The following is a 22,400-nucleotide window of genomic DNA, read 5'->3' on the forward strand; positions in this document are numbered from 1 at the left end:
CTGGAAACTGTCAACAAGAAAACTGACACTGAATTGGACGAGCTGTTTTCTCAGGGTCCGACAGAAGTTGTTTCCTCAAGAATCGAAGATCTGTATGCTTATTTTCCTCAGATGGAACGGGAATTAAAAAAGGTGGGCATCACCATACAAACCATGTGGGAAAGGTATATTGAAACCCATCCCGATGGTCTTAGAGTAACGCAGTTCAGGAATCGCTTCAGAGACTGGAGCAACAAGGTAAACCCTGTGATGCATATGAATCACAAGGCTGGCGATAAAATGTATGTGGATTATGCTGGAAAGACACTCTCAATTATAGACAAAAACACGTCCGAGGTTCAGGAAGTGCAATTTTTTGTTGCCATACTCGGTGCCAGCCAGTATACTTACGCAGAAGCTTCAATGAGCCAGCAGAAGGAAGATTTTGTAGCTTCGGTGGAGAATGCAATGCGCTTTTTTCAAGGAACGCCTGCCGCAATTGTGCCCGACAACCTAAAATCTGCCGTAGTCAGAACCAGCCGCTTTGAACCTACCATTAATGAAACTCTTGCAGATTTAGCTGAACATTATGAAACTACTATTCTGCCTGCAAGAGCATACAGGCCCAGAGACAAATCTTTAGTCGAGGGCGCTGTTAAGATACTTTACAGAAGAATTTATGCAAATCTGAAAGACTCTAAATACTTCAGCATAGAAGATCTGAACCAGGAAATATGGAATCTGCTCGATGCGCATAATAACAAGAAACTTACCGGAAGACCATACTCTCGTTTTGAACTCTTCATGGAAGATGAAAGGCATGAACTGCAGCCTCTTCCTCTGGAACGCTTTGAGATTAAATACCAGTCTCTGGCAACAGTAATGCAGAACGGACACGTCCAGTTAAGCCAGGACAAAAACTACTACAGCGTGCCTTATCAATATTTAAAGAAAAAAGTGAAGCTGCTGTACACCAGCTCTACTGTCGAAATATACTTCAAATACAACCGTATAGCCACACACATGAGAAATCCAAAGCCCTACATCTATACCACAAATCCAGAACATATGGCAAGCACACATCAATTTGTAGCGCAGTGGAATGCCTTAAGGTTTATTGAATGGGCCAACAGCATTGATCCGGCAGTAGGAGAATATATCATGCAGATAATAGAAAGCAGGAACCACCCCGAGCAGGCCTATAAAAGCTGCCTAGGCATATTGTCTTTTGAGAAGAAAGTAGGTGCAGAAAGATTGATAAATGCCTGCAAACGTGCTCTGGACTTTAAGATTTATAATTTTAAAACCATACAGAACATCTTGGAAAACAGTCTGGATAAGATACCCATGGAACACGAAAAGGAAGAAGATCAGGATCTTCCCGACCACGGCAATATCAGAGGAAAAAATTATTATAACTAAAATCAATTTACAATGAATGAATCTACTGTAGCAAAAATGAAACAGATGAAGCTTCATGGAATGCATAACGCCTTCATGACAGCTATCGAGAGCGGAAAAACCGATCATTATACCATTGACCAGTTTATGTCAATGATAATAGATGCCGAATGGGATGAACGCCACAACAGGCGTATTGAACGCAGTATTGCCAATGCACGCTTCCACTACAAATCAAATATTGAAAGCATCAATTTTGACCAGTCCCGGAATATTGACAGAAATCTTATACTCCGGCTTGCAGAATGCAGTTTTGTAGAAAAGAATGAAAATATACTAATCACAGGAAGCACAGGTGTCGGCAAAAGTTTTTTAGGAACAGCACTTGGTTATCAGGCCTGTATTGAAGGCTATAAAGTAAGTTATTTTAATACTGCAAAATTGTTTGCAAAGCTGAAAATGGCCAAAGCAGACGGTACATACCTGAGAGAACTGATGAAAATACAAAGGCAGGATGTTATCATACTAGATGACTTTGGACTCCAGGCATTGGACAGCCAGAACAGAATCACACTTTTAGAGATCATCGAAGACAGGCACAACAATGGTTCTATTATTGTAACCTCGCAGATCCCCGTTCAGGGATGGTATGACATAATCGGCGAGAAAACCATAGCAGATGCAATCCTTGATAGATTAATACATCAGGCCCACAGGGTTGAGCTGCATGGGGAATCAATGAGAAAGAAAAAAAGCATAATCAAGGAATAATTATTTATCTATATTTGAAACAATAATTAACACACGAAAAAAAGTAGTTTTTTAGGTGCTCACTTTGCACCGAAATTAGATGGTCACTTTAAACCGAAACGAAGTGGTCACTTTAAATTGGAAAACAGTGGTCAATATCACTGAGTTTTACACTAATCTGCTCTTAGAACCCTATTTCCCTACCCATTCTCGAAATGCGGCAGTTTGACTTTGACTAGTTTTAAGATAGTTTTTGCAATCTTTTAATTTAATAGCCAGTGTGTTTTTATCATAATGTTCTATTTTTTCAATATAATATTTATGGATTAGTTCTGCTCGATTGATGCGGTAAAAGTCTAAAGGATTGAGTTGTTCTTCTATTTCCTTTAAAGTGCGTTCGGACAGCAGTTTTTTTTTCTTGATGATCATAGGCAAACACAACGCCCTCATCGGCTTCAAAAAACATAATGCTCTGCGTATCCAAAAAGTGAAAGGAATTACTTTTCTGCCACAAAACTAAATCGCATAAAAGTAATTAATAGAGCCAAAGAAAGACAACTCTACATTAAGCATAACAATCTTTTCAAATCCTCAATAATATTTGTAGAATTGTATTTTAGTTTACCGGCATGAACCAATTGAGTTTTTATAATTTTTCACATCAATCCCCAACAGGACATCTAAACCAAAATAACCAAGTCAATGGAAGACAGACACTACATATAGAAAGCCACTTTCTTCAAATCATCCAAAAATGATGTTGAAATTTGTCCTGCCCCCGTCCCCCAACAGGACAAAATAAACCACTTCCTAAAGCCACATAAACAACTGATTATCTTTACATTAATTACAAAATATAAAAAAGTAAAAAATGGAATTTAATCAAAATCATACTGGAAAAATCACACCTGAAAAAGCACTAAAAATGTTAACTGACGAAGGAATGGATGTTACTCTTGCACAAACAGCCGAAATATTGTCATTTCTTAGGTTAATAGCTGGAATTAGCGTTAAAAAAATCTTAGAAGATCCGGAAACTAATAAAATTACAAAAGAAGAAGAAGCTTTACATGAAAATCTCGAAAATAAAAACAAGAAAATAAAGCTAAAGAGTCCATATAAAAAGATAACCTATTGTAAAACCTGCAATTTTTTGAATAATAATTTCTAAAAAATCTAAAAATCATTTAATCCTAAAAAAAATAAAAAACGCCTTACCTCTATTTGGGTAAAGCGTTAAAAAAATTGCTAAAGAAAAAACTTTATTCTAAAGAAATTCTGCCTGCTGCGTCCCTTTTCTTCTGGTCAATTACCTTCGCATATATCTGCGTTGTCTTAACGTTCTTATGACCAAGCATTTTAGATATGGTAAAAATATCAGTTCCAGCCGTCAGCTGTAATGTAGCATAAGTATGCCTGAAACAGTGAAAGGTAATATGCTTATTGATGCCTGACAATGCCACCCATACAGGAAGCGTACGGTCAACATCCCATTTGTTCAAATCTTTAAATACCTTCTCATTTTCTCTCCGTCTCTTGCCAAGCAATTCGAAAGCTTCATCGGAGATCGGTATGGATGCAGTGCCTTCCGTTTTCTTTTGCCTGAAAATAATATAGTGCCCGTCATTCTCAACATGTTGCAATTCTGACCAGGTCAGCTTGGCAATATCGGAATACCTCACGCCTGTAAGAACAGAAAACATAGAAATTCTTCTTACAATCAATTTCGGGCAGGGAGTTTCAAACAGCCTTCGGGTTTCCTCGAGAGTCAAAAAATTACGTTGGGATTCCATTTCCTTTATTGATCCTATCTTTGCATTGATATCTGTTTTAAGCTTATCCTCTCTATAGGCTGCTTTTAGAGTAGTTTTAATCTTGTTATAATAAGAGAGAGCAGTGTTACGCGACAGCTGCTTCTTATTCTTCCTTAAACTTTTAGCTTTCAAAAGATAATCTCTGTAATCTTCAATTAGAGTAACTGTCACCTCTTTAAATGATAAATCCCTCCCTTTTAAAAAAGCCTCAAAATGAACAATAGCACAGGCCCAGATTGATAAATTGTTACCAACCTTTTTATTCCCTAAATTTTTATAATACTGCAGAAAAGATTCATTTCCGACTGCCTGAATTACCAGCTGCTCTTTTTCAAATGCGGAATAAATTTCACTTTTGTTGATTTCATTCTGTCTACGCGCGCGAATAAGCTCGGCCGTATGTAGACTTTCTGTATTGGCTATTTTCTGGTACTGGTCAGCTGGTTTTTGATATACGTAGATTTTTAAAAACTCGCGTCTGGTATAATCGTTAATTGCCGAATTCCATACGGGAGGATAAAAATCTAAATAAAGAGACATCCTCCCCTGAGAAATAGCTTTTTTTCTAAGTGTTACGATACTTTTACTCATGGCTCTCAATGTTAAATAATTCATCTAAATCTCTCTTGGCAATATAGACAAACTTGCCATAATTAAATTTCAAAATCCCTTTTCTCTTCAGTATACCATATAAAGCAGAAGGGGAAACCTTAAATTTTATATGCGCTTCGGACATTGTATAGCAGTTTTTAATTCCTGGAAATTTTCTTGCTGCTTCTTTGTCTGTACTGCTTTGATGCAGATTCTCTTTAAACTGAGCGATATCTGACTGCTCGATAAAAGTTCTAGAACCAAACTTACCGGTCTTAAGTTCTTTTCTAGATATGGCTCTGTAAAGTGTTCTTCTGCTTATTCCTATAAAAATGCTGGCCTCATCAATGCTGAGAAAGTCAAGCTCTCCAAGTCTTTGAATTTCGGCATTATTAACCGATTCCCTTTGCAGTCTTGCTGCCTCTTTTTTATTATCTCTGCTCCTTTTTTTGTAGCTCTTACTCCCGCAGACAGGGGAGCAGAATCTTGTTTTGATTGTTTTTGCCGTAAATTCATTATTGCAGAATTGGCAGACTTTGGTAATCCTAATGTTTGAACTCATAATTTTAAAATTTAGGTTTCCTACATTACTTAAAAGCTCTTTTAACTGTCGCAATCATCTCCCAAACGCATTAATATATTCTTTAGAAATATCTTTGGACAGATAACTAACGATGTGGTTGTTTTAAATATTTTTGCTAACTTCTTTACCCGAAATTAACGCTTTATAAAACCTTTAAAAAGGACCCAAGTGTGTCATAATTAATCCCTTTTTGTCACAAAGTTTGTACCTCGAAACCCGAGGTACAAATGAGGTACAAATTTTAACAAAACAACACTTAAATATTCCAAAAAACAATTGAATAAAAAAATAGCTAAAATGTTAATTACCAACATTTTAGCTATTTTGTTTGTTTATATTTTGCGTTTCTTTGCTCCTTCTATTTGCCGATGCAAAAGTTTGCAAAAATATTCCCTAACAACTCATCATTAGAAACTTGTCCAGTAATCAATCCAAATTGATATAAAGCTTCGCGAATATCTAGCGCCATAAGATCACTGGAAAGACCAGATTCTAGACCAAATTTTACTTTCTGAATTTCATCTAAAGCTTTTAACAACGAATCATAATGTCTAGTATTGGTAACAATCGTTTCGTTATTACGAAGCGCTCCTGTGTTTACAAAAGACAATAATTCATTTTTTAAATCCTCTACTCCTATTTTTTCTTTCGCAGAAATCAATAATAGTTTCGCATTTAAATTTTCTAACTGATTGGTAATATTTGCCACTTCTTCGGCAGATAGAATATCTTTTTTATTCACCACAATAAGCAGTGGTTTTAGTGGGTATTTATTCTTAATCTGTTCAATTTCATTTACAAATTCAGAACTTGAAGTTTGAAATTTTAATCCATCAAATAAGTAAATCACCACTTGGGCTTGATCAATTTTTTCGAAAGTTTTCTTTATTCCGATACTTTCTACAACATCTTTTGTATCACGAATTCCTGCAGTATCAATAAATCTAAATCCGATTCCGCCAATTACCAATTCGTCTTCAATTGTGTCACGAGTTGTTCCTGCAATGTCCGAAACAATTGCACGTTCTTCGTTTAATAAAGCGTTCAATAAAGTCGATTTCCCAACATTTGGTTCACCAACAATCGCAACCGGAATTCCGTTTTTAATCACATTTCCAACAGCAAACGAATCGATTAAACGTTTTAGAACAAATTCAATTCGGTTTAATAATTCATGAAACTGAGTTCTATCTGCAAATTCTACATCTTCTTCTGCGAAATCCAATTCCAATTCAATTAAAGAAGCAAAATTTAAAAGCTCTTCACGAAGTTTTGCGATTTCATTGCTAAATCCGCCACGCATTTGCTGCATCGCAATTTGGTGAGAAGCTTCATTGTCTGACGAAATCAAATCTGCAACTGCTTCCGCTTGTGATAAATCTAATTTTCCATTTAAGAATGCTCTTAATGTAAATTCACCAGCATCAGCCATTCTACAGCCATTTCTAAGCAATAACTGAATAATCTGCTGCTGAATATAAGTAGATCCGTGACATGAAATTTCAATTGTATCTTCTCCTGTATAAGAATTTGGACCTTTAAACACCGAAACCAAAACTTCGTCTAATGTTTTGTTTCCGTCTACAATATGCCCTAAGTGAAGTGTATGCGTCTTCTGCTTAGTTAAATCTTTGTTTTTAATAGATTTAAATACCGAATTACCAATTGTAATGGCTTCGGCTCCAGAAATACGAATTATGGCGATAGCTCCAGCTCCCGAAGGTGTAGCCAAAGCAACTATAGAATCTTGATTTATCATGCTGCAAAGGTATAAAAAAACGTTCAATTTCATTTCTGCGCTAATTCAACCCCATTCAGACAAGAAATCTTCAAATTACTTGAAATTAATAAATCATTAATTGTTAAAATACTGATAAATATCAGGTTGTTTTCTTCACAGAATGAGTAAATTTGAGAGACAAACCTTAATCTTAAGTACTATGAAAAAGATATTATTTCCAACCGATTTCTCTGATGCCGCTACCAATGCATTTGTCCATGCTTTAGAATTTGCTAAAGTGGTAAACGCCGAATTAATCTTACTTCATACATTCGAGATTCCCGTTTACGACAGCCAATTCTTTCCAGAGAATTATGCTTCTATATACAGTTCAATCGAATTAGCAAAATTTGAAATGTTTAAAGATGAAATTCCTAAACTACGAACTATTGCTACTGAACGTAATTTAGAAGATATTGTGATCAAACACCGTCTAATGGATGGTGATCTTATTTATAATCTCAAAAATGCCGTCGAAGAAGACCAAGTTGATTTTGTAATTATGGGAACAAACAGCGTTTCTGATTGGACAAAATTTTTCACGGGTTCTAATACCGAATCTGTGATTTCAGGAGTTGAAGTTCCGGTTTTATGTATTCCTATTGATGCTAAATACAAAAAGGTAAAAACAATTGGTTTTACCACACGCTACAGAGAGAAAGACAAAAAAGAACTGAAAAAGGTCTTGAAAATTGCCAAAAAAACCGATGCGAAGGTTAAAAGTTTATATGTAAAAACATCTAATTCTGATGTTACAGAAGAAACAAGAAAAGAATTTGAAAAGGAATTCGCTGGAGAAAATGTTGAATTTTTAGTTTTACCAAGTGATGATGTCAAAGAAACCATTCTAGATTTTGTACTTTATAAAGACATTGATATTCTGACAACGATAACACACAAACGTTCCTTTTTTGAAAGTCTTTTCGATTCCAGTTTTTCAAAAAAAATAGCCAAAGAAGTGACCATTCCGATTTTGGTTATGCATGAAGATTAAATAACAATTTTGACGATTTTGTAACTTAAAAGCTATATTTGTAATTCAAGCAAAATAATAGAATGAAAGCATATCCAGACAACGTTGCAAAATACTCAGAACTCTATAATAAAACCAACAAAAAATACAACAGCATAAGCCTTTTGAGGTTATTAAGTATCTTTCTTTTCTTGATTTTTATGTTTTACTACATCAAGACCGATCAAATACTTTATGTTATTCTAGCTGTTTTATCTTTTGCTGGTTTTATTTTTTTTATGAAAATACATTCTCGAGTATCATTTCAAAGATTGATGGCAGAAACACTTTTGAAAATTAATAAGAATGAAATTTCTTTTTTAAAAAGAGAAAAAACATCTTTTGAAAACGGAGCCGAATTCATCGATTTTCATCATCCGTATGCTTACGATTTGGATATTTTTGGAGATCACTCTTTATTTCAAAACCTAAACCGAACAGCTTCTTTTATTGGAAAAAAAACACTTGCTGAGTTATTGCTGCTTACTCTGCCTGAAACAGAAATTTTAGAAAATCAGGAAGCAGTAAACGAATTGAAAACTAAAATTGATTGGAGACAGGAATTTCAGGCTCTGGCAATTTTAAGTCAAGATTCAAAACAATCTTATGAAGCGATAAAACACTGGACTTCTTTTACAAATAATTCACTGCCTAAAGTTTTAGTTGCATTATCATTTATTCTTCCTGTAACATTTTTTGGATTTCTGGCTGCATATTTTATTACATCAAAAACCATTATTCTTTCTTATTTGACCTATGTTTTTATTGCCAATTTAATTGTTTTAGGAAGAGCTGTAAAGAGAATTCAATCGGAAATAGCAAAAGCTGATAATGTCGCTAACATCATAAAACAATACAGCTTACTGATTGAAAAAATTGAAAACGAATCTTTCCAATCTAAAAAGCTGATTCACTTGCAAAAACAGCTTAATTTTAAAAATGCAAAAGCAAGCCAGCATTTAAAACAACTTTCTGAGTTGTTTTCAAGAATGGACACGATAAATAACTTTGTAACAGCTACATTATTCAACGGAACATTCTTATTCAATCTTCATGTTTTAAGAGCATTATTAAAATGGAAAGAAGATTACGCTTCTGAAATGAATCATTGGATTGCTATAATTGGTGAAATTGAGGCTTTAAACAGTTTAGCCAATTTAGCTTATAACAATGAAGATTTCGTTTTCCCTGAAATTAATTCTGATTATAAAATTGAGTTTAAAAATCTAAGCCATCCGTTATTGAATCCAGCAACAAGAGTTGGAAATGACACTCAATTTTACCCACAATCTTTTGTGATTTTAACTGGCTCTAATATGTCCGGAAAAAGTACATTTTTGAGAAGCTTAGGAATCAATATGGTTCTTGGCGGAATTGGTTCTGTTATTTGCGCATCAGAAGCTAAAGTACACCCACTTCCAGTATTAGTTTCAATGCGATTATCCGATTCTTTATCAGATTCTGAATCGTATTTTTTTGCTGAAATTAAACGTTTAAAACAAATTATGGATGCGCTTGAAAGTCAGCCTGCATTTGTTCTATTGGATGAGATTTTAAGAGGTACAAACTCTGATGATAAAAGAAATGGAACTATTGAAGTAGTGAAAAAGATAATTTCTAAAAAAGCAATCGGTGCCATTGCAACTCACGACATTGAAGTTTGCCTGACTACAAACGAATATCCTGAAATTTTAACCAATCAATGTTTCGAAGTTGAGATTCAAAACAACGATTTACATTTCGATTATAAACTCCGAAATGGAATCTGTAAAAACAAAAGTGCTACTTTCTTAATGCAGAAAATGGGGGTTATTTAATTGTTAATTGTAAATGGTGAATTATTAATTTACTCTTTGCGTAAAGCTTAATTCACAATTAACCATTTACAATTAACAATTAATCATTAACAATTAATTTTCCTCGTACATTTCCATCCACAGACGGGTTTCTTCCAAATCTAGTTCTTTTTCTATTTTGCGGAAGATTTCTTCGTTTACAGAACCAAACTTATGCATTGATTCTAATTTTCCACGCTCTACATTTAGCAAATCAATTTGAATTTTAGTAAAATCATTAAAAATTTCACCTCCAAGAAGTTTTCCATTTCCGAAGAAATTCGCTGGAAGTTCTGTTTTTTGAAGGCGATTGAATTTTACTTCGTATTTACTTTTAATGTTATGAAGCAATTCGTCATTCAGCAGTGAGAAATTATCTTCTATATGCGCAATAGTTTCCGAGACAATCACATTTCGAATATTATATTCTTCTGCAAGTATCGAATATCGCTCAATCTTAAGCTTTTTAATCAGCCACGGAAGCGTAAGACCTTGTATAACCAAAGTTGAAAGAATAACACAGAAAACCAAGTATATAATTAGATTTCGAAGCGGAAATTCTTCTGTTTTATTCAACATTAATGGAAGTGCTAAAGCCGCGGCCATAGAAACAACTCCACGCATTCCTGACCATCCAAAAATGATCATGTTTCGATAATCAAAAGCTTCTTTTTCACGAATTTTTTTACTAAGCATTCTCGGAATCATCGTTGCGGGAACAACCCATAAGAAACGAACCAAAATCACTACGATACTAATAACTGCACCCCAGATAAATAAGGAATTGCCAGAGTAATTGCTGATTCCTGCAATAATCTGTCTCAATTGAAGTCCTATCAAAATAAAAATCAAGCCGTTCAGAATATTATTTAACACATCCCAAATAGTATTGGTCATAATTCGGCTTTCATGAGAAAAAATAGTTCCTGATCTTGCGGCTAAAAAAAGTCCTGTTGTTACTACCGCCAGAACTCCCGAGCCTTCAAAATGTTCTGCAAGGAGATAAGACGCAAATGGTGTCAATAAGGTAAGTGTTACTTCGATAATATCGTCGCAAACAAATCTTTTATGAATGTAATACATGATAAAGCCAACAGCCAAACCAATCCCTATGCCCAAAGCTGACATTAAGACGAAATTTAATCCGGCTTGCCACAAAACAAAATTTCCTGCTGTGATCGCCGTAAGGGCATATTTGTATGCAACAAGACCACTGGCGTCATTTACTAAACTTTCTCCTTCTAAAACAGCAATTAATCGAGGATTAAGCCCTAGACCTTTTGTAATGGCTGTTGCCGAAACTGCATCGGGAGGCGAAACAATTGCACCGAGTAAAAAAGCTAACGGCCAAGACATATCATCTATAAGCCAATGTGCAAAAACAGCAACTAATCCTGTTGTAAAGAAAACCAAACCAACAGCGGCAAAAGTTATTGGACGTATAGATTGCTTAAAGTCTGACCAGCTAGTATGCCACGCAGCGTGATACAAAAGTGGTGGCAAAAATATAATAAACACTATTTCTGGACTTAAAGCTATCACCGGAAGTCCTGGGATAACGCTAATCACAACGCCACATAAGACCAAAACAATCGGAATCGGGAAATTATATCTTTTACTAACAAGACTAAGAAAAGCTACACCGAAAAGAAGCATGATGATTACGGTAATATTCTCCATTTATTGCGGTATTTATTGGTTTTTGGTTATCGAATTTGGCTACTAAATTAAGATTTTATGACAACTAAATTAAATTAGCATAAAAAAAATAGGACATCAATTTATTGACTTATATCAAACTTTTTGGTTTTAAACAGCTTTAGATTTGCTTCTTATTATTTCTAAAAAGTTTTTATGATAAGTACAGAATTAAGTCCGTTAGTGCAATTTGGAATTTCAAGTAAAGAGCGTGTTGAAAATGCTTTGGAACAGCTTAAAAGCGGAAAAGGCGTTTTGGTAACCGACGATGAAAACCGAGAAAATGAAGGCGATCTTATATTTTCTGCGCACCACATGAACGTTCAAGATATGGCGCTAATGATTCGCGAATGCAGCGGAATTGTCTGTCTTTGTCTTACTAATGAAAAAGCCGATGAATTGGAACTTCCGTATATGGTAAAAGAAAACACGAGCAGTTTTCAGACTCCGTTTACCATTACTATTGAAGCGAAAAACGGAGTTACAACTGGAGTTTCGGCACAAGATCGAATTACCACTATTAAAACAGCTGTTGCAACAAATGCAAAACCAGAAGATCTGGCAAGACCTGGACATATTTTCCCCCTTAGAGCAAATTACAAGGGCGTTTTAGGAAGAAATGGCCACACAGAAGGAAGTGTCGATTTAATGAAATTGGCGGGTTTACAACCTGAAGCTGTCCTTTGCGAATTGATGAACGAAGATGGCAGCATGGCAAAACTAGACAAAATCGTTAGCTTTGCACAACAACACGATTTGGTAGTTTTATCTATTGAAGATATTATTTATTACCGCAAATTCGTTAGAGATTATAATTAAATGATATACGAACAGCTTGGCAATTCTATTCGAAAAAGCATAAATGTTTCTGATGAAGATTTAGAAACCATTCTCTCTTATTTTAAACTTGTAAAAAAAGGTAAAAATGAGATTTTGTTAGCTCAAGGACAAATTAGTCAAGAGACTTTTTTTGTAGCTAAAGGTTGTCTACGCATCTTTTTTATTAATGAAGAAGGAAAAGATGCTACACGATATATTGCTTTCGAAAATCAGTTTGCTACAGCTTTGGTGAGTTTTATTACTAAAATGCCGGCTCTTGAAAATATTCAAGTTGTTGAGAAATCAGAATTACTAAGCATTTCCCACGAAGATTTTAATCATTTAATGGCAATAATTCCGCAATGGCGTGAGTTTTACAGCAATTATTTGGAAAAAGCATATGTAAATAATGCCAATCGTTTGATGTCTTTTACCACAATGGATGCTTTGGAGAGATATAATCAGCTTTTGAAGATAAATCCTGCGATTGTGAAAAGATTGCCGAATAAAATTGTGGCTTCTTATATTAATATTTCTCAGGAAACTTTGAGTAGGTTGAAGTCTAAGGTTTAGAGTTTTTTTTTAGCTACTAAGGCGCGAAGGCTCTACGTTTTTTTTACATGAATTGCCTCCAGCTTTAGCTGGAGATAAAAAGGAAAATAAGAAGGCTTTAGCCAAACTTTGAATTTGGCTAAAGCCTTTTACAATATAAAACAAAAACCTCCAGCTAAAGCTGGAGGCAATTCATATCTGTCTTAATTAGCTTAAATCTTTTAGAATCTGCGTGAAACCCTTTGCGTTTCTTACGAGTAAATCTTAACAAATCTTAGCGGTAAAAATTCACAAAAAAGCCGAATCTTAATTCCAGATTCGGCTTTCATATTTTTATGATTCACAACTGCTGCATGAAACAAGACTTGTTACTAATTCTTTAGAAACACTTTGGCTTCTTTGGTAGTACAAACTTTTTACTCCTTGTTGCCAAGCTTCAATCATTAGACGGTTTACATCTTTAATTGCCAATTCTGCTGGAATATTAAGATTCAAACTTTGTCCTTGATCTACAAATTTCTGGCGAATTCCTGCTTGCTGCACAATTTCTAATTGGCTAATTTCTTTAAACGTTTTAAAAACATCTTTTTCTTCTCTAGTCAATTGTTCCATATGCTGAACACTTCCTCCGTTTAGCATAATTCCTCTCCAAACTTCTTCATTATCTAAACCTTTTTCTTCAAGCAGTTTTTTAAGGTATTTGTTTTTACGCATAAAATTACCTTTACTCAATCCTGCTTTGTAATAATTACTACTGAAAGGTTCGATTCCTGGCGAAGTTTGTCCTAAAATTGCAGAAGAAGAGGTTGTTGGTGCAATTGCCATTGTGGTGGTATTACGTCTTCCGTAACCTTTTAGCAATTCTGGCTCACCGTAAATTCTAGCCAATTCCTGACTTGCTTTATCGGCTTTATCACTAATATGTTTGAAAATCTCTGTAGTTTTCATTTTAGCTTCCATTCCTTCAAACGGAATCATATTTTTCTGCAAATAAGAATGCCATCCTAAGACACCTAAACCAAGCGCACGGTGTCTTTTAGCAAATTTATTCGCTGCAGAAAGATAATAGTTTCCTTCTGTTTTTTCGATGAATTCCTGTAAAACAGCATCTAAGAAAAAGATCGCCAATTTAACCGCTTCAGTATCTTTCCACTCATCATATAATTCTAAGTTCATAGAAGATAAACAGCAGATAAATGATTCATCATGAGTTGATGGAAGCATAATCTCACTACACAAATTACTTGCATTGATTCTTAGATTCTGATCTTTGTAAACTTGCGGTTTATTTTTATTTACGTTGTCGCTAAAGAAAATATAAGGCAATCCTTTTTGCTGACGGCTTTCTAATACTTTCGCCCAAATTTGTCTCTTTTCTCCATCACCATCAATCATTTCCTGCATCCAATAATCTGGCACACAGATTCCTGTAAATAAGTTCTGGATTGGATTTCCGATACTTTTAATTTTCAAAAATTCCTCAATATCTGGATGATCAATATCCAAATAAGCTGCAAATGCTCCGCGACGAACTCCTCCTTGCGAAATCGTATCCATAGCCGTATCAAAAAGCTTCATGAAACTTACTGCTCCACTACTCTTTCCGTTGTCGGTTACAGCACTTCCGCGTTCGCGTAATTCACCAAAATAACCAGAAGTCCCACCTCCAATTTTGGTCTGCATAATTACTTCACCCAGTTTATGAGTAATTCCTTCAATTTTATCTGGAACATGCACATTAAAACAAGAAATTGGCAAACCTCTTTCTGTTCCCATATTGGCCCAAACTGGTGAACTGATACTCATCCAGCCTCTTTCAATCATTTCCATGAAAGATTCTTTCAATTCTGGTTTGTAAAGCCTTTTTGCTGCAGCCGTACAAATTCTATCGATTGCTCCTTCTACAGTTTCTCCTTTTAAAAGATAACCGCGATTTAAAATCTGTTCACTTTCAGAATTTTTCCACCACATTTTACTGTCGTTTTGTGGTTCGAAATTGTTGTTTTCAGGGTTTATGTCTGTTGTATTCATAATGTATTATAGGCTTGTATTAGAAAAGATCGTTTGCTGTGATACTCTTATCGTGTTTTGTATATTCCACAGGTCGTTTCGCAAAGAAATCGTCTAGACTGTTTGCAAAAACCTCTTCTTCAAACCAGGTCATTTTTGAATATTCTTCTGGAGAAACATTAAAAATAGTTTCGATATTGATTTGCTTCAAACTTTCGTCAATTCTAAATTTCATGAAGTTTACCAAATCTTCTTTGTTTATCGTTTCAATTGCTCCATTTTCAAAAATCCAATCTAATATATCGGCTTCCACAGTAATTGATTCTCTAACAGTCTCTCTAATTAACTCTAAAGTTTCTGCATCGAAATATTCTGGAAACTCTTCACGGATTTTATTAATGATATAAATTCCACCATTAGCATGAATCTGCTCGTCGATTGAAGTCCAAGCAATAATATTACTCACATTCTTCATATATCCTTTGAATCTTGTAAAAGACAATAAAATGGCAAATTGACTAAACAATGAAACGTTTTCAATTAAAATACTGAACAAAATCAGCGAAACCATGTATTTTCTGTTGTCCTGAGATTTTGTGTCTTTTAGTACATTCGAAAGATAATCTACACGTCTGCGAATTACAGGAACATCCAATAATTTCTCAAATTCGTCATTATATCCTAAAACTTCCAACAGACGAGAATAAGCTTCAGAATGTCTGAATTCACATTCTGCAAAAGTAGTTCCCAAACCGTTGAATTCTGGTTTTGGAAAATGCTCATATATATTACCCCAAAAACTTTTTACAGCTACCTCAATCTGCGCAATCGCCAATAAACTGTTTTTAATTGCTGTTTTTTCTGCCAAATCTAAATGCGCATGAAAATCTTGCGTATCGGCAGTAAAATCTACTTCAGTGTGTACCCAATAAGCTTTATTAATAGCTTCGGTAAATTGCAGAACCTCAGGATATTCAAAAGGTTTATAATTGATTCTTTTATCAAAAATTGACATATATAGAGAGTTTTAAGTGACTGTTTTGAAATAGAAATACGAGTCGCTTCATTTGGGGAGTGGTATTAGCGTGATTTCTATAATTACAAATTTAGCCCACAGTTATTCTTTTGTCTAGTTTTAGATGTTAAAAATCTGTCCAATTATCAACAGTTTTAAAACCTCAAAAATTTGTGATTTTATAAATCTTATCAACACGAAAATAATATTCTGTAATTCGCATTGAACTAGCATTTTCCCTAAAATTAATATCAAGTTATCAACATCAAAAAGTGAGCTTTTCGAAGTGAAAAATAATAACAGTTATCAACATTCTCTTTTTGAAAATAGAAATTTTAAGGATCATTTCACCTGCAAAAAACGCTATCTATTAATAATTATTCTAAATAGCATTCAGCCTTTAAAAAACATAACACTCTTGATAACAATTATTTAAAATTTACACTCAATAAAAAACCTTCAGGATTCCTTGAAAAAAGATTGAATAAAGCTCTATAATCAAGACCTGTTTTGCTTTTAGAACTTTTAACATTAGAAAAGAACAAAAAGCGTCAATTCTCTTTCTAAAAAGAAAACATTTTCATTTAGGATAAACACTTTTTCTTAATGATTTAAAACAGTCCGAATTAAAACAAAATTAAAATTTACTTAAGCAATCCTTAATTTTTTAAAAAACTATACTCAAAAAGCCTTTTTACAGCAAATTATTCTTGGTTTAAGAATATTAATTTTTACATTTGCTTTTATTTTTATTTATTCTAAATAGATAAAAATATTCCGAAAAATAAATCAATCTTGTACAATTCAATAACCATAAATTATCGAAATATGAAAAAGAACCTTTTTGTTTCTTTTGCATTTGCGGCTACTTTATTTGTAAGTGCCCAACAAAAAAACTCATTACTAGATGCGGCTTTCTGGAAAACTTCTCCATCTATTGAAACTGTTCAGGCAGAAATCGCTAAAGGAAATAATCCAGCTGAAGCGAATGCCAATGCTTTTGACGTTACGACTTTAGCCATTAATAACGATGCTCCTTTTGCAACTATCAAATTTTTAGTAGAACAGCCAGGAAATTCAATCACAAAATTAACTCACGATAATCGTATTTATTTGCATTGGGCTGCCTATAGAGGCAACACTGAATTAGTACAATACTTAATCGGTAAAGGTTCTGATGTAAACTTTGAAGACAGCCACGGAACAGCTCCAGCAGATTTCGCCGCTTCAAACGGCCAATCAGATGCTGCGATGTATGATGCTTTCTTTAAAGCAGGTCTTAATCCGACAAAGAAATATGCAAACGGTGCAAACCTTTTGCTTTTGGCTATTGCTTCTGATAAAGATTTGAAAGCTGCAGAATATTTTTCTACTAAAGGAATGTCTTTAAAAGATGTGGATAATGACGGAAACACAGCTTTCTCTTATGCAGCAAGATCTGGAAATATTGCTCTTTTGAAAAAACTTTTAGAAAAAGGAATCAAACCAACTGAAGGCGCACTTTTATTCGCTGCGCAAGGAAGCCGTAGAGAAACCAACACTCTTGAAACCTATAAATATTTGGTTGACGAAGTAAAAATCAAGCCAACTGCTCAAAACAAAGCGGGACAAAATGTATTGCATATTTTGGCAGGAAAACCAAACCAAACAGAAATTATTCAATATTTCTTGGCAAAAGGTGTTGATGTAAACAAAGCCGATAAAGAAGGAAATACTCCAATTATGGCGTCAGCATCGGCAAGAGAAACAGCAGTTTTGGAACTTTTTCTTCCTAAAGCTAAAAACATAAATGCTCAGAATCTAAAAGGAGAATCAGCTTTAACTTTTGCTGTTAGAAACGGATCTCCAGAAGCTGTAAATTTACTTTTATCAAAAGGCGCCGACGTGAATGTAAAAGACAAAGACGGAAACAATTTAGGCGTTTATTTGGTACAATCATATCGTCCAGCAGGAAGAGAAAAAACAGCGACAGATCCTTTTGATGCAAAAGCAAAATTACTTCAAGATAAAGGATTAAACTTAGCTGCTCCTCAAAAAGACGGAAACACTTTATATCATTTAGCTATTACTAAAAACGATGTTTCGCTTCTTAAAAAAATCACTGACTTAAAAGTAGACATCAATGCCAAAAATAAAGATGGTTTAACAGCTTTACACAGAGCTGCTATGACTTCTAAAGATGATGCCATTTTAAAATATTTAGTTTCTGCTGGAGCTAAAAAAGACATCAGTACAGAGTTTGATGAAACGGCTTATGCTTTAGCAAAAGAAAACGAACTGCTTACGAAAAATAATATCTCAGTAGAGTTTTTAAAATAACTTTTAATAGTTATGAGTTTTGAGTTATGAATTATGAGTTGAAAAACGAACTCCACAATTAATAACTCATAACTCATAACTCATAACTCATAACTCATAACTTATAATTCACATCTTAATTTCATGAAATCAATATTAAAAATTGCTCTTACGAGCGCTTTTATCTTTTTAGTTTCTTTCCAATCGCAGGCACAATCGAGCAAATACAAAATCATGCTTCAAATGAACAATTACATGGGTGAAGGTGCTTATATCGTTGTTTCTCTTGTTAATTCGGCTGGTGAATACGAAAAAACACTTTATGTAATGGGCGATGATAAAAAATGGTATAAATCATTAAAAGAATGGAACAAATTCCACACTCAGAAAAATGATGATATCAGTGCCAAAACTGGTGCTTCTGTAACTGGCGGAGACCGCAGCGTAACTACAATCGAAATTGAAAATTCTAAAATCAACAAAGGATATAAATTGCGTTTTGAATCGGCTGTAGAGGATCAAAAATACTATGTAAGCGATCTTGAAGTTCCGCTTACAACTGAAGGTCTTGCTGAAAAAACAGACGGTAAAGGCTACATCAAATATGTAAGATTAAACAAAATATAATCTTTAGCACATTATTTTTTAACCTTACAATGAGTACAAATTTTATTTTTGTACTTGTAATTGAAATCTGAGCTTTGTCATTGTTTTAAACTTTGACAAAGCTTTAAACGTTTTTATAATAGAATACACTCAATGACTCTTTCTTTCTGGCGTTATGCACACTTGGCTCTGGCCTTATTTTCTTCTATTTTTTTGCTTTTGGCTTCTGCAACAGGAATCATTCTTGCGGTTGATGCAGTTCAGGAAAAAACACTTCCGTATAAAGCTGAAAATTTTAACGAAATAACTTTGGGCGAAACACTTTCAATTTTAAAAAAAGAGTACTCTGAAATTACAGAATTGAGTGTCGATTACAATCAGTTTGTAACGCTTCAAGCAATTGATGCCGACGGAAATGATGTTAAAGCATACATTGATCCAAAAACTGGAAAAGCATTAGGAACTCCTGCAAAGAAATCCGAATTCATAAACTGGATAACGAGTTTACATCGTTCGCTGTTTCTTCATGAGGCAGGACGTTTTTTTGTGGGTGTAATTTCTTTTTGTTTATTATTAATATCAATTTCGGGCTTTGTGCTGGTTTTAAAAAGACAGCGTGGCATTCGAAATTTCTTTTCTAAAATAATCAAAGAATATTTTGCTCAATATTACCATGTGCTTTTAGGAAGATTGGCTTTAATTCCGATTTTGATTATTGCACTAACTGGAACTTATTTATCGTTAGAAAGATTCAAATTTTTTATGGGCGAAGAGAAAGCTAAGCCTATAAAAACAGAACTTTCGGAAAAAGCCAAAACAACTTCAATCTTCAATACCACTTTATTATCTGATGTAAAGAAAATCGAATTTCCTTTTACAGATGATCCTGAAGAATATTATATTATTGAATTAAAAGATCGGGAAGTTGAAGTAAATCAGGTTACAGGCGCTATTATTTCTGAAAAACGCTCGCCAATGACAGCGCAATTTGCAGCGTTAAGTCTTGATCTTCATACGGGAAGAATTAACGGAATTTGGGCTGTTATTTTAGCCATTGCCTGCATTAATATTTTGTTCTTTATTTATTCTGGTTTTGCTATTACTTTGAAAAGAAGATCAAGCCGAATTAAGAATAAATTTAAAGCAAACGAAAGCACTTTTATACTTTTAGTAGGTTCAGAAAACGGAAGCACTTTCCGATTTGCCAATTCAATTCAGAAACAGTTAATTGACCATGGACAAAAGGTTTTTGTAAGCGAATTGAATAAATTTTCAGTTTATCCGAAAGCAGAACATATTATCGTTTTTACTTCAACTCACGGTTTAGGAGATGCACCTTCTAACGGAACACAATTCAAATCGCTAATAGAAAAACAAAATCAGGAACAGAACATTAATTTCTCTGTAGTTGGTTTTGGTTCAAAATCGTATCCTGATTTCTGCCAATTTGCTATTGAAATAGATCAGCTTTTAGGAAAACAAAAGTGGGCAGATCGTTATTTGGATTTAAAAACTGTGAATGATAAATCGGCTGCCGAATTTGTAGAATGGGTAAAATTATGGAGTGAGAAAACCGGAATCGCGTTGGCAACCACACCATCTTTATACAATCATGTTCCTAAAGGTCTGCAAAAATTTATGGTTTTGGATAAAACACCAATTTCAGAAACTGAACATACTTTTATTCTGACTTTAAAATCTAATGCTAGAACTAAATTCAGTTCAGGCGATTTGCTTGCAATTTATCCTGCCGACGATTCTAGAGAACGTCTCTACTCTATCGGAAATCATTCTGGAAATATTCAGTTGGTTGTAAAATTACATCCAAACGGATTAGGTTCTAGTTTCTTAAATGCTTTAGAACCTGGCAATGTAATTAAAGCACAAATTGTAAAAAATCTAGCTTTTCATCTTCCGAAAAAAGCTTCTAAAGTGGCTTTTATTTCTAACGGAACAGGAATTGCTCCTTTCTTAGGAATGATCGAGCAGAACAAAACCAAACAGGAACTTCATCTCTATAGCGGATTTAGAATGGAAACGCCAACATTAATGGCGTATAAAAAGTTCGCTGGAATTATGATTCAGAAAGAGCATCTGGATAATTTTCATGTGGCGCTATCGCGCGAAGCAGAACATATTTATGTAATGGATTTAATTAAAAGAGATGCTAATTTCTTTGTGAATTTATTAAAAAAAGACGGCGTAATTATGATTTGCGGTTCGCTTGCCATGCAGAAAGATGTGGAAAATATTTTAAGTGAATTATGTTCTGCAAAAGGATTAAAAACACTTGAAGAATACAAAGCGAATAAACAATTTTTAACGGATTGCTATTAGTGGTTAATGGTTGATGGTTAATTATTAATTATTAATTGTTGATTTAGATTATGTACAAATCCCAGAGGGATGACATATTTATAGATTAAATTTGATCTACAAACAGTTAAAGCCCCAGCGGAGTGAAATAATTGTTCTTAAAATATATCGCTCCGCTGGAGCTTTGTTTTCCGTTATCAATCAATTATTTATAAATATTTTACTCCTCTGGAGCTTATAAAATATATTATGCATAAATTATTATCCTATAAAATTTCATTATTTTTTGTAATGATTTACTGTTTATCAGCACATTCACAAATATTACGAAAAAGAACGACTCTTCTTATGGGAGGACGTTTTGATATTTCTATTGTAGATAAAGATTCGCTTTCGGCAGAAAAGAACATTGATGAAGTTATTGCTGAAATCACCAGAATTGAAAATTTAATTTCCGATTGGAAAACAACTTCTCAAGTTTCTGAAGTCAATCAAAATGCTGGAATAAAACCTATAAAAGTGGATCGTGAAGTTTTTGAATTGACCAAAAGGGCGATTCAATTTTCTGAAATTACCAATGGCGGATTTGACATTAGTTTTGCCGCAATGGACAGAATTTGGAAATTTGATGGTTCGATGACCGAAATGCCTTCGGCGGAAGCCATAAAAAAATCGGTGGAAAAAGTAGGTTATAAAAACATTATTCTAGACAGCACAGAATCGACTATTTTCTTGAAATTAAAAGGAATGAAGATTGGATTCGGCGCTTTAGGTGAAGGTTATGCAACCGACAAATGCCGCGCAATGATGATTGCAAAAGGTGTTCAAGCCGGAATTATAAATGGTTCTGGAGATATGAGCACGTGGGGAAAACAACCTAACGGAAAAGATTGGAAAATCGGAATCACAAATCCGTTTAAGCCGGAGAAGATTCTGGCGGCAGTTCCGCTTAAAGAAGGTGCTGTCACTACTTCGGGCAGTTATGAAAAATTTGTTGTTTTTAACGGAAAACGTTATTCGCACATTATAAATCCCGCAACGGGTTATCCTGCAACGGGCTTATGCAGTGCAACCGTTTTTGGTCCGAACGCCGAAACCGCCAACGGATTGAGCACTTCAATGATGGTTTTAGGTCAGAAAGAAGGATTGCTTTTACTTCAAAAATTCCCCGATTACAGCTGTGTTCTAATTACAGATAAAGGGAAAATAGTTAAGTCTAAGAATTTCACTTATAAGTTATGAGTTATGAGTTGCCAATTGATAATTCGATTGTCTTCCTGAGCGAAGTCGAAGGATATACGCAAAGTATATTTTTGATCATTGAAATGAAATAATCTCGCA

At 34.2% G+C, this 22,400-nt stretch carries 18 protein-coding genes; 11 read left to right on the forward strand and 7 right to left on the reverse strand.

Annotation, left to right across the window (positions count from 1 at the left end; all coding sequences use genetic code 11):
* Nucleotides 1-1,401, forward strand: a 1,401-nt coding sequence (gene istA / locus ABXT06_RS09470) for an IS21 family transposase (RefSeq protein ID WP_354590535.1), incomplete at its 5' end; no start/stop codon positions are given.
* A gap of 12 nt (nt 1,402-1,413) precedes the next feature.
* Nucleotides 1,414-2,151 carry an IS21-like element helper ATPase IstB gene (gene istB / locus ABXT06_RS09475; RefSeq protein ID WP_041515719.1) on the forward strand — a complete coding sequence of 246 codons (738 nt, stop codon included), beginning with the start codon at nt 1,414-1,416 and terminating at the stop codon, nt 2,149-2,151.
* Nucleotides 2,152-2,322: 171 nt separating this feature from the next.
* Here istB and ABXT06_RS09480 read toward each other — a convergent pair whose 3' ends face one another.
* Nucleotides 2,323-2,559 (reverse strand): LytTR family transcriptional regulator DNA-binding domain-containing protein, encoded by a 237-nt coding sequence (locus ABXT06_RS09480; protein WP_354590536.1) that lies wholly within the window; start codon nt 2,557-2,559, stop codon nt 2,323-2,325.
* 442 nt (nt 2,560-3,001) lie between these two features.
* Here ABXT06_RS09480 and ABXT06_RS09485 point away from each other — a divergent pair, with 442 nt between their 5' ends.
* Complete coding sequence (locus tag ABXT06_RS09485) at nt 3,002-3,301, forward strand: hypothetical protein (RefSeq protein WP_091135013.1); 300 nt, start codon at nt 3,002-3,004, stop codon at nt 3,299-3,301.
* A 91-nt stretch (nt 3,302-3,392) separates the two neighbouring features.
* Here ABXT06_RS09485 and ABXT06_RS09490 read toward each other — a convergent pair whose 3' ends face one another.
* The 3 genes from ABXT06_RS09490 to mnmE all read right to left on the reverse strand — a co-directional run bounded on the left by ABXT06_RS09490 (nt 3,393) and on the right by mnmE (nt 6,877).
* Nucleotides 3,393-4,535 (reverse strand): site-specific integrase, encoded by a 1,143-nt coding sequence (locus ABXT06_RS09490; protein ID WP_354590537.1) that lies wholly within the window; start codon nt 4,533-4,535, stop codon nt 3,393-3,395.
* Complete coding sequence (locus ABXT06_RS09495; RefSeq protein WP_091135015.1) at nt 4,528-5,097, reverse strand: helix-turn-helix domain-containing protein; 570 nt, start codon at nt 5,095-5,097, stop codon at nt 4,528-4,530. The genes ABXT06_RS09490 and ABXT06_RS09495 overlap by 8 nt, the downstream gene beginning before the upstream one ends.
* Nucleotides 5,098-5,476: 379 nt before the next feature.
* The gene (gene mnmE / locus ABXT06_RS09500; protein WP_354590538.1) at nt 5,477-6,877 is read right to left on the reverse strand and encodes a tRNA uridine-5-carboxymethylaminomethyl(34) synthesis GTPase MnmE; all 1,401 of its coding nucleotides are present in this window, start codon (nt 6,875-6,877) and stop codon (nt 5,477-5,479) included.
* Nucleotides 6,878-7,058: 181 nt separating this feature from the next.
* Between mnmE and ABXT06_RS09505 the strand changes: the two genes are divergently transcribed.
* Nucleotides 7,059-7,892 carry a universal stress protein gene (locus tag ABXT06_RS09505; protein ID WP_354590539.1) on the forward strand — a complete coding sequence of 278 codons (834 nt, stop codon included), beginning with the start codon at nt 7,059-7,061 and terminating at the stop codon, nt 7,890-7,892.
* Between the two features lie 62 nt (nt 7,893-7,954).
* Nucleotides 7,955-9,727 carry a MutS-related protein gene (locus ABXT06_RS09510; protein WP_354590540.1) on the forward strand — a complete coding sequence of 591 codons (1,773 nt, stop codon included), beginning with the start codon at nt 7,955-7,957 and terminating at the stop codon, nt 9,725-9,727.
* Between the two features lie 93 nt (nt 9,728-9,820).
* Here the strand turns inward: ABXT06_RS09510 and ABXT06_RS09515 are convergent, their stop codons facing one another.
* Nucleotides 9,821-11,425 (reverse strand): Na+/H+ antiporter, encoded by a 1,605-nt coding sequence (locus ABXT06_RS09515; RefSeq protein ID WP_354590541.1) that lies wholly within the window; start codon nt 11,423-11,425, stop codon nt 9,821-9,823.
* Between the two features lie 174 nt (nt 11,426-11,599).
* On the opposite strand from ABXT06_RS09515, the gene ribB reads away from it, so the two are divergent.
* Nucleotides 11,600-12,262, forward strand: a complete 663-nt coding sequence (gene ribB / locus ABXT06_RS09520; RefSeq protein ID WP_354590542.1) for a 3,4-dihydroxy-2-butanone-4-phosphate synthase — start codon at nt 11,600-11,602, stop codon at nt 12,260-12,262.
* A complete protein-coding gene (locus ABXT06_RS09525) occupies nt 12,263-12,835 on the forward strand; it encodes a Crp/Fnr family transcriptional regulator (protein ID WP_354590543.1) in 573 nt (190 codons plus the stop codon).
* 312 nt (nt 12,836-13,147) lie between these two features.
* Here ABXT06_RS09525 and ABXT06_RS09530 read toward each other — a convergent pair whose 3' ends face one another.
* Together ABXT06_RS09530 and ABXT06_RS09535 are read right to left on the reverse strand one after the other, a co-directional pair.
* On the reverse strand, nt 13,148-14,845 hold the full coding sequence (locus tag ABXT06_RS09530) for a ribonucleoside-diphosphate reductase subunit alpha (protein WP_354590544.1): 1,698 nt from the start codon (nt 14,843-14,845) through the stop codon (nt 13,148-13,150).
* Nucleotides 14,846-14,864: 19 nt separating this feature from the next.
* On the reverse strand, nt 14,865-15,839 hold the full coding sequence (locus ABXT06_RS09535) for a ribonucleotide-diphosphate reductase subunit beta (RefSeq protein ID WP_354590545.1): 975 nt from the start codon (nt 15,837-15,839) through the stop codon (nt 14,865-14,867).
* An 828-nt stretch (nt 15,840-16,667) separates the two neighbouring features.
* Between ABXT06_RS09535 and ABXT06_RS09540 the strand changes: the two genes are divergently transcribed.
* The 4 genes from ABXT06_RS09540 (at nt 16,668) to ABXT06_RS09555 (ending at nt 22,301) form a co-directional block, all read left to right on the forward strand.
* Nucleotides 16,668-18,158 (forward strand): ankyrin repeat domain-containing protein, encoded by a 1,491-nt coding sequence (locus tag ABXT06_RS09540; RefSeq protein ID WP_354590546.1) that lies wholly within the window; start codon nt 16,668-16,670, stop codon nt 18,156-18,158.
* Between the two features lie 123 nt (nt 18,159-18,281).
* Nucleotides 18,282-18,764 (forward strand): DUF2271 domain-containing protein, encoded by a 483-nt coding sequence (locus tag ABXT06_RS09545; RefSeq protein WP_250836299.1) that lies wholly within the window; start codon nt 18,282-18,284, stop codon nt 18,762-18,764.
* Nucleotides 18,765-18,896: 132 nt separating this feature from the next.
* Nucleotides 18,897-21,080 (forward strand): PepSY domain-containing protein, encoded by a 2,184-nt coding sequence (locus ABXT06_RS09550; protein WP_354590547.1) that lies wholly within the window; start codon nt 18,897-18,899, stop codon nt 21,078-21,080.
* Between the two features lie 228 nt (nt 21,081-21,308).
* Nucleotides 21,309-22,301: an FAD:protein FMN transferase gene (locus ABXT06_RS09555; protein ID WP_354590548.1), complete on the forward strand. Its 993-nt coding sequence runs from the start codon at nt 21,309-21,311 to the stop codon at nt 22,299-22,301.
* Nucleotides 22,302-22,400: the final 99 nt, after the last annotated feature.

The organism is Flavobacterium sp. UW10123 (assembly GCF_040538975.1).
In the GTDB taxonomy this organism is placed as follows: domain Bacteria; phylum Bacteroidota; class Bacteroidia; order Flavobacteriales; family Flavobacteriaceae; genus Flavobacterium.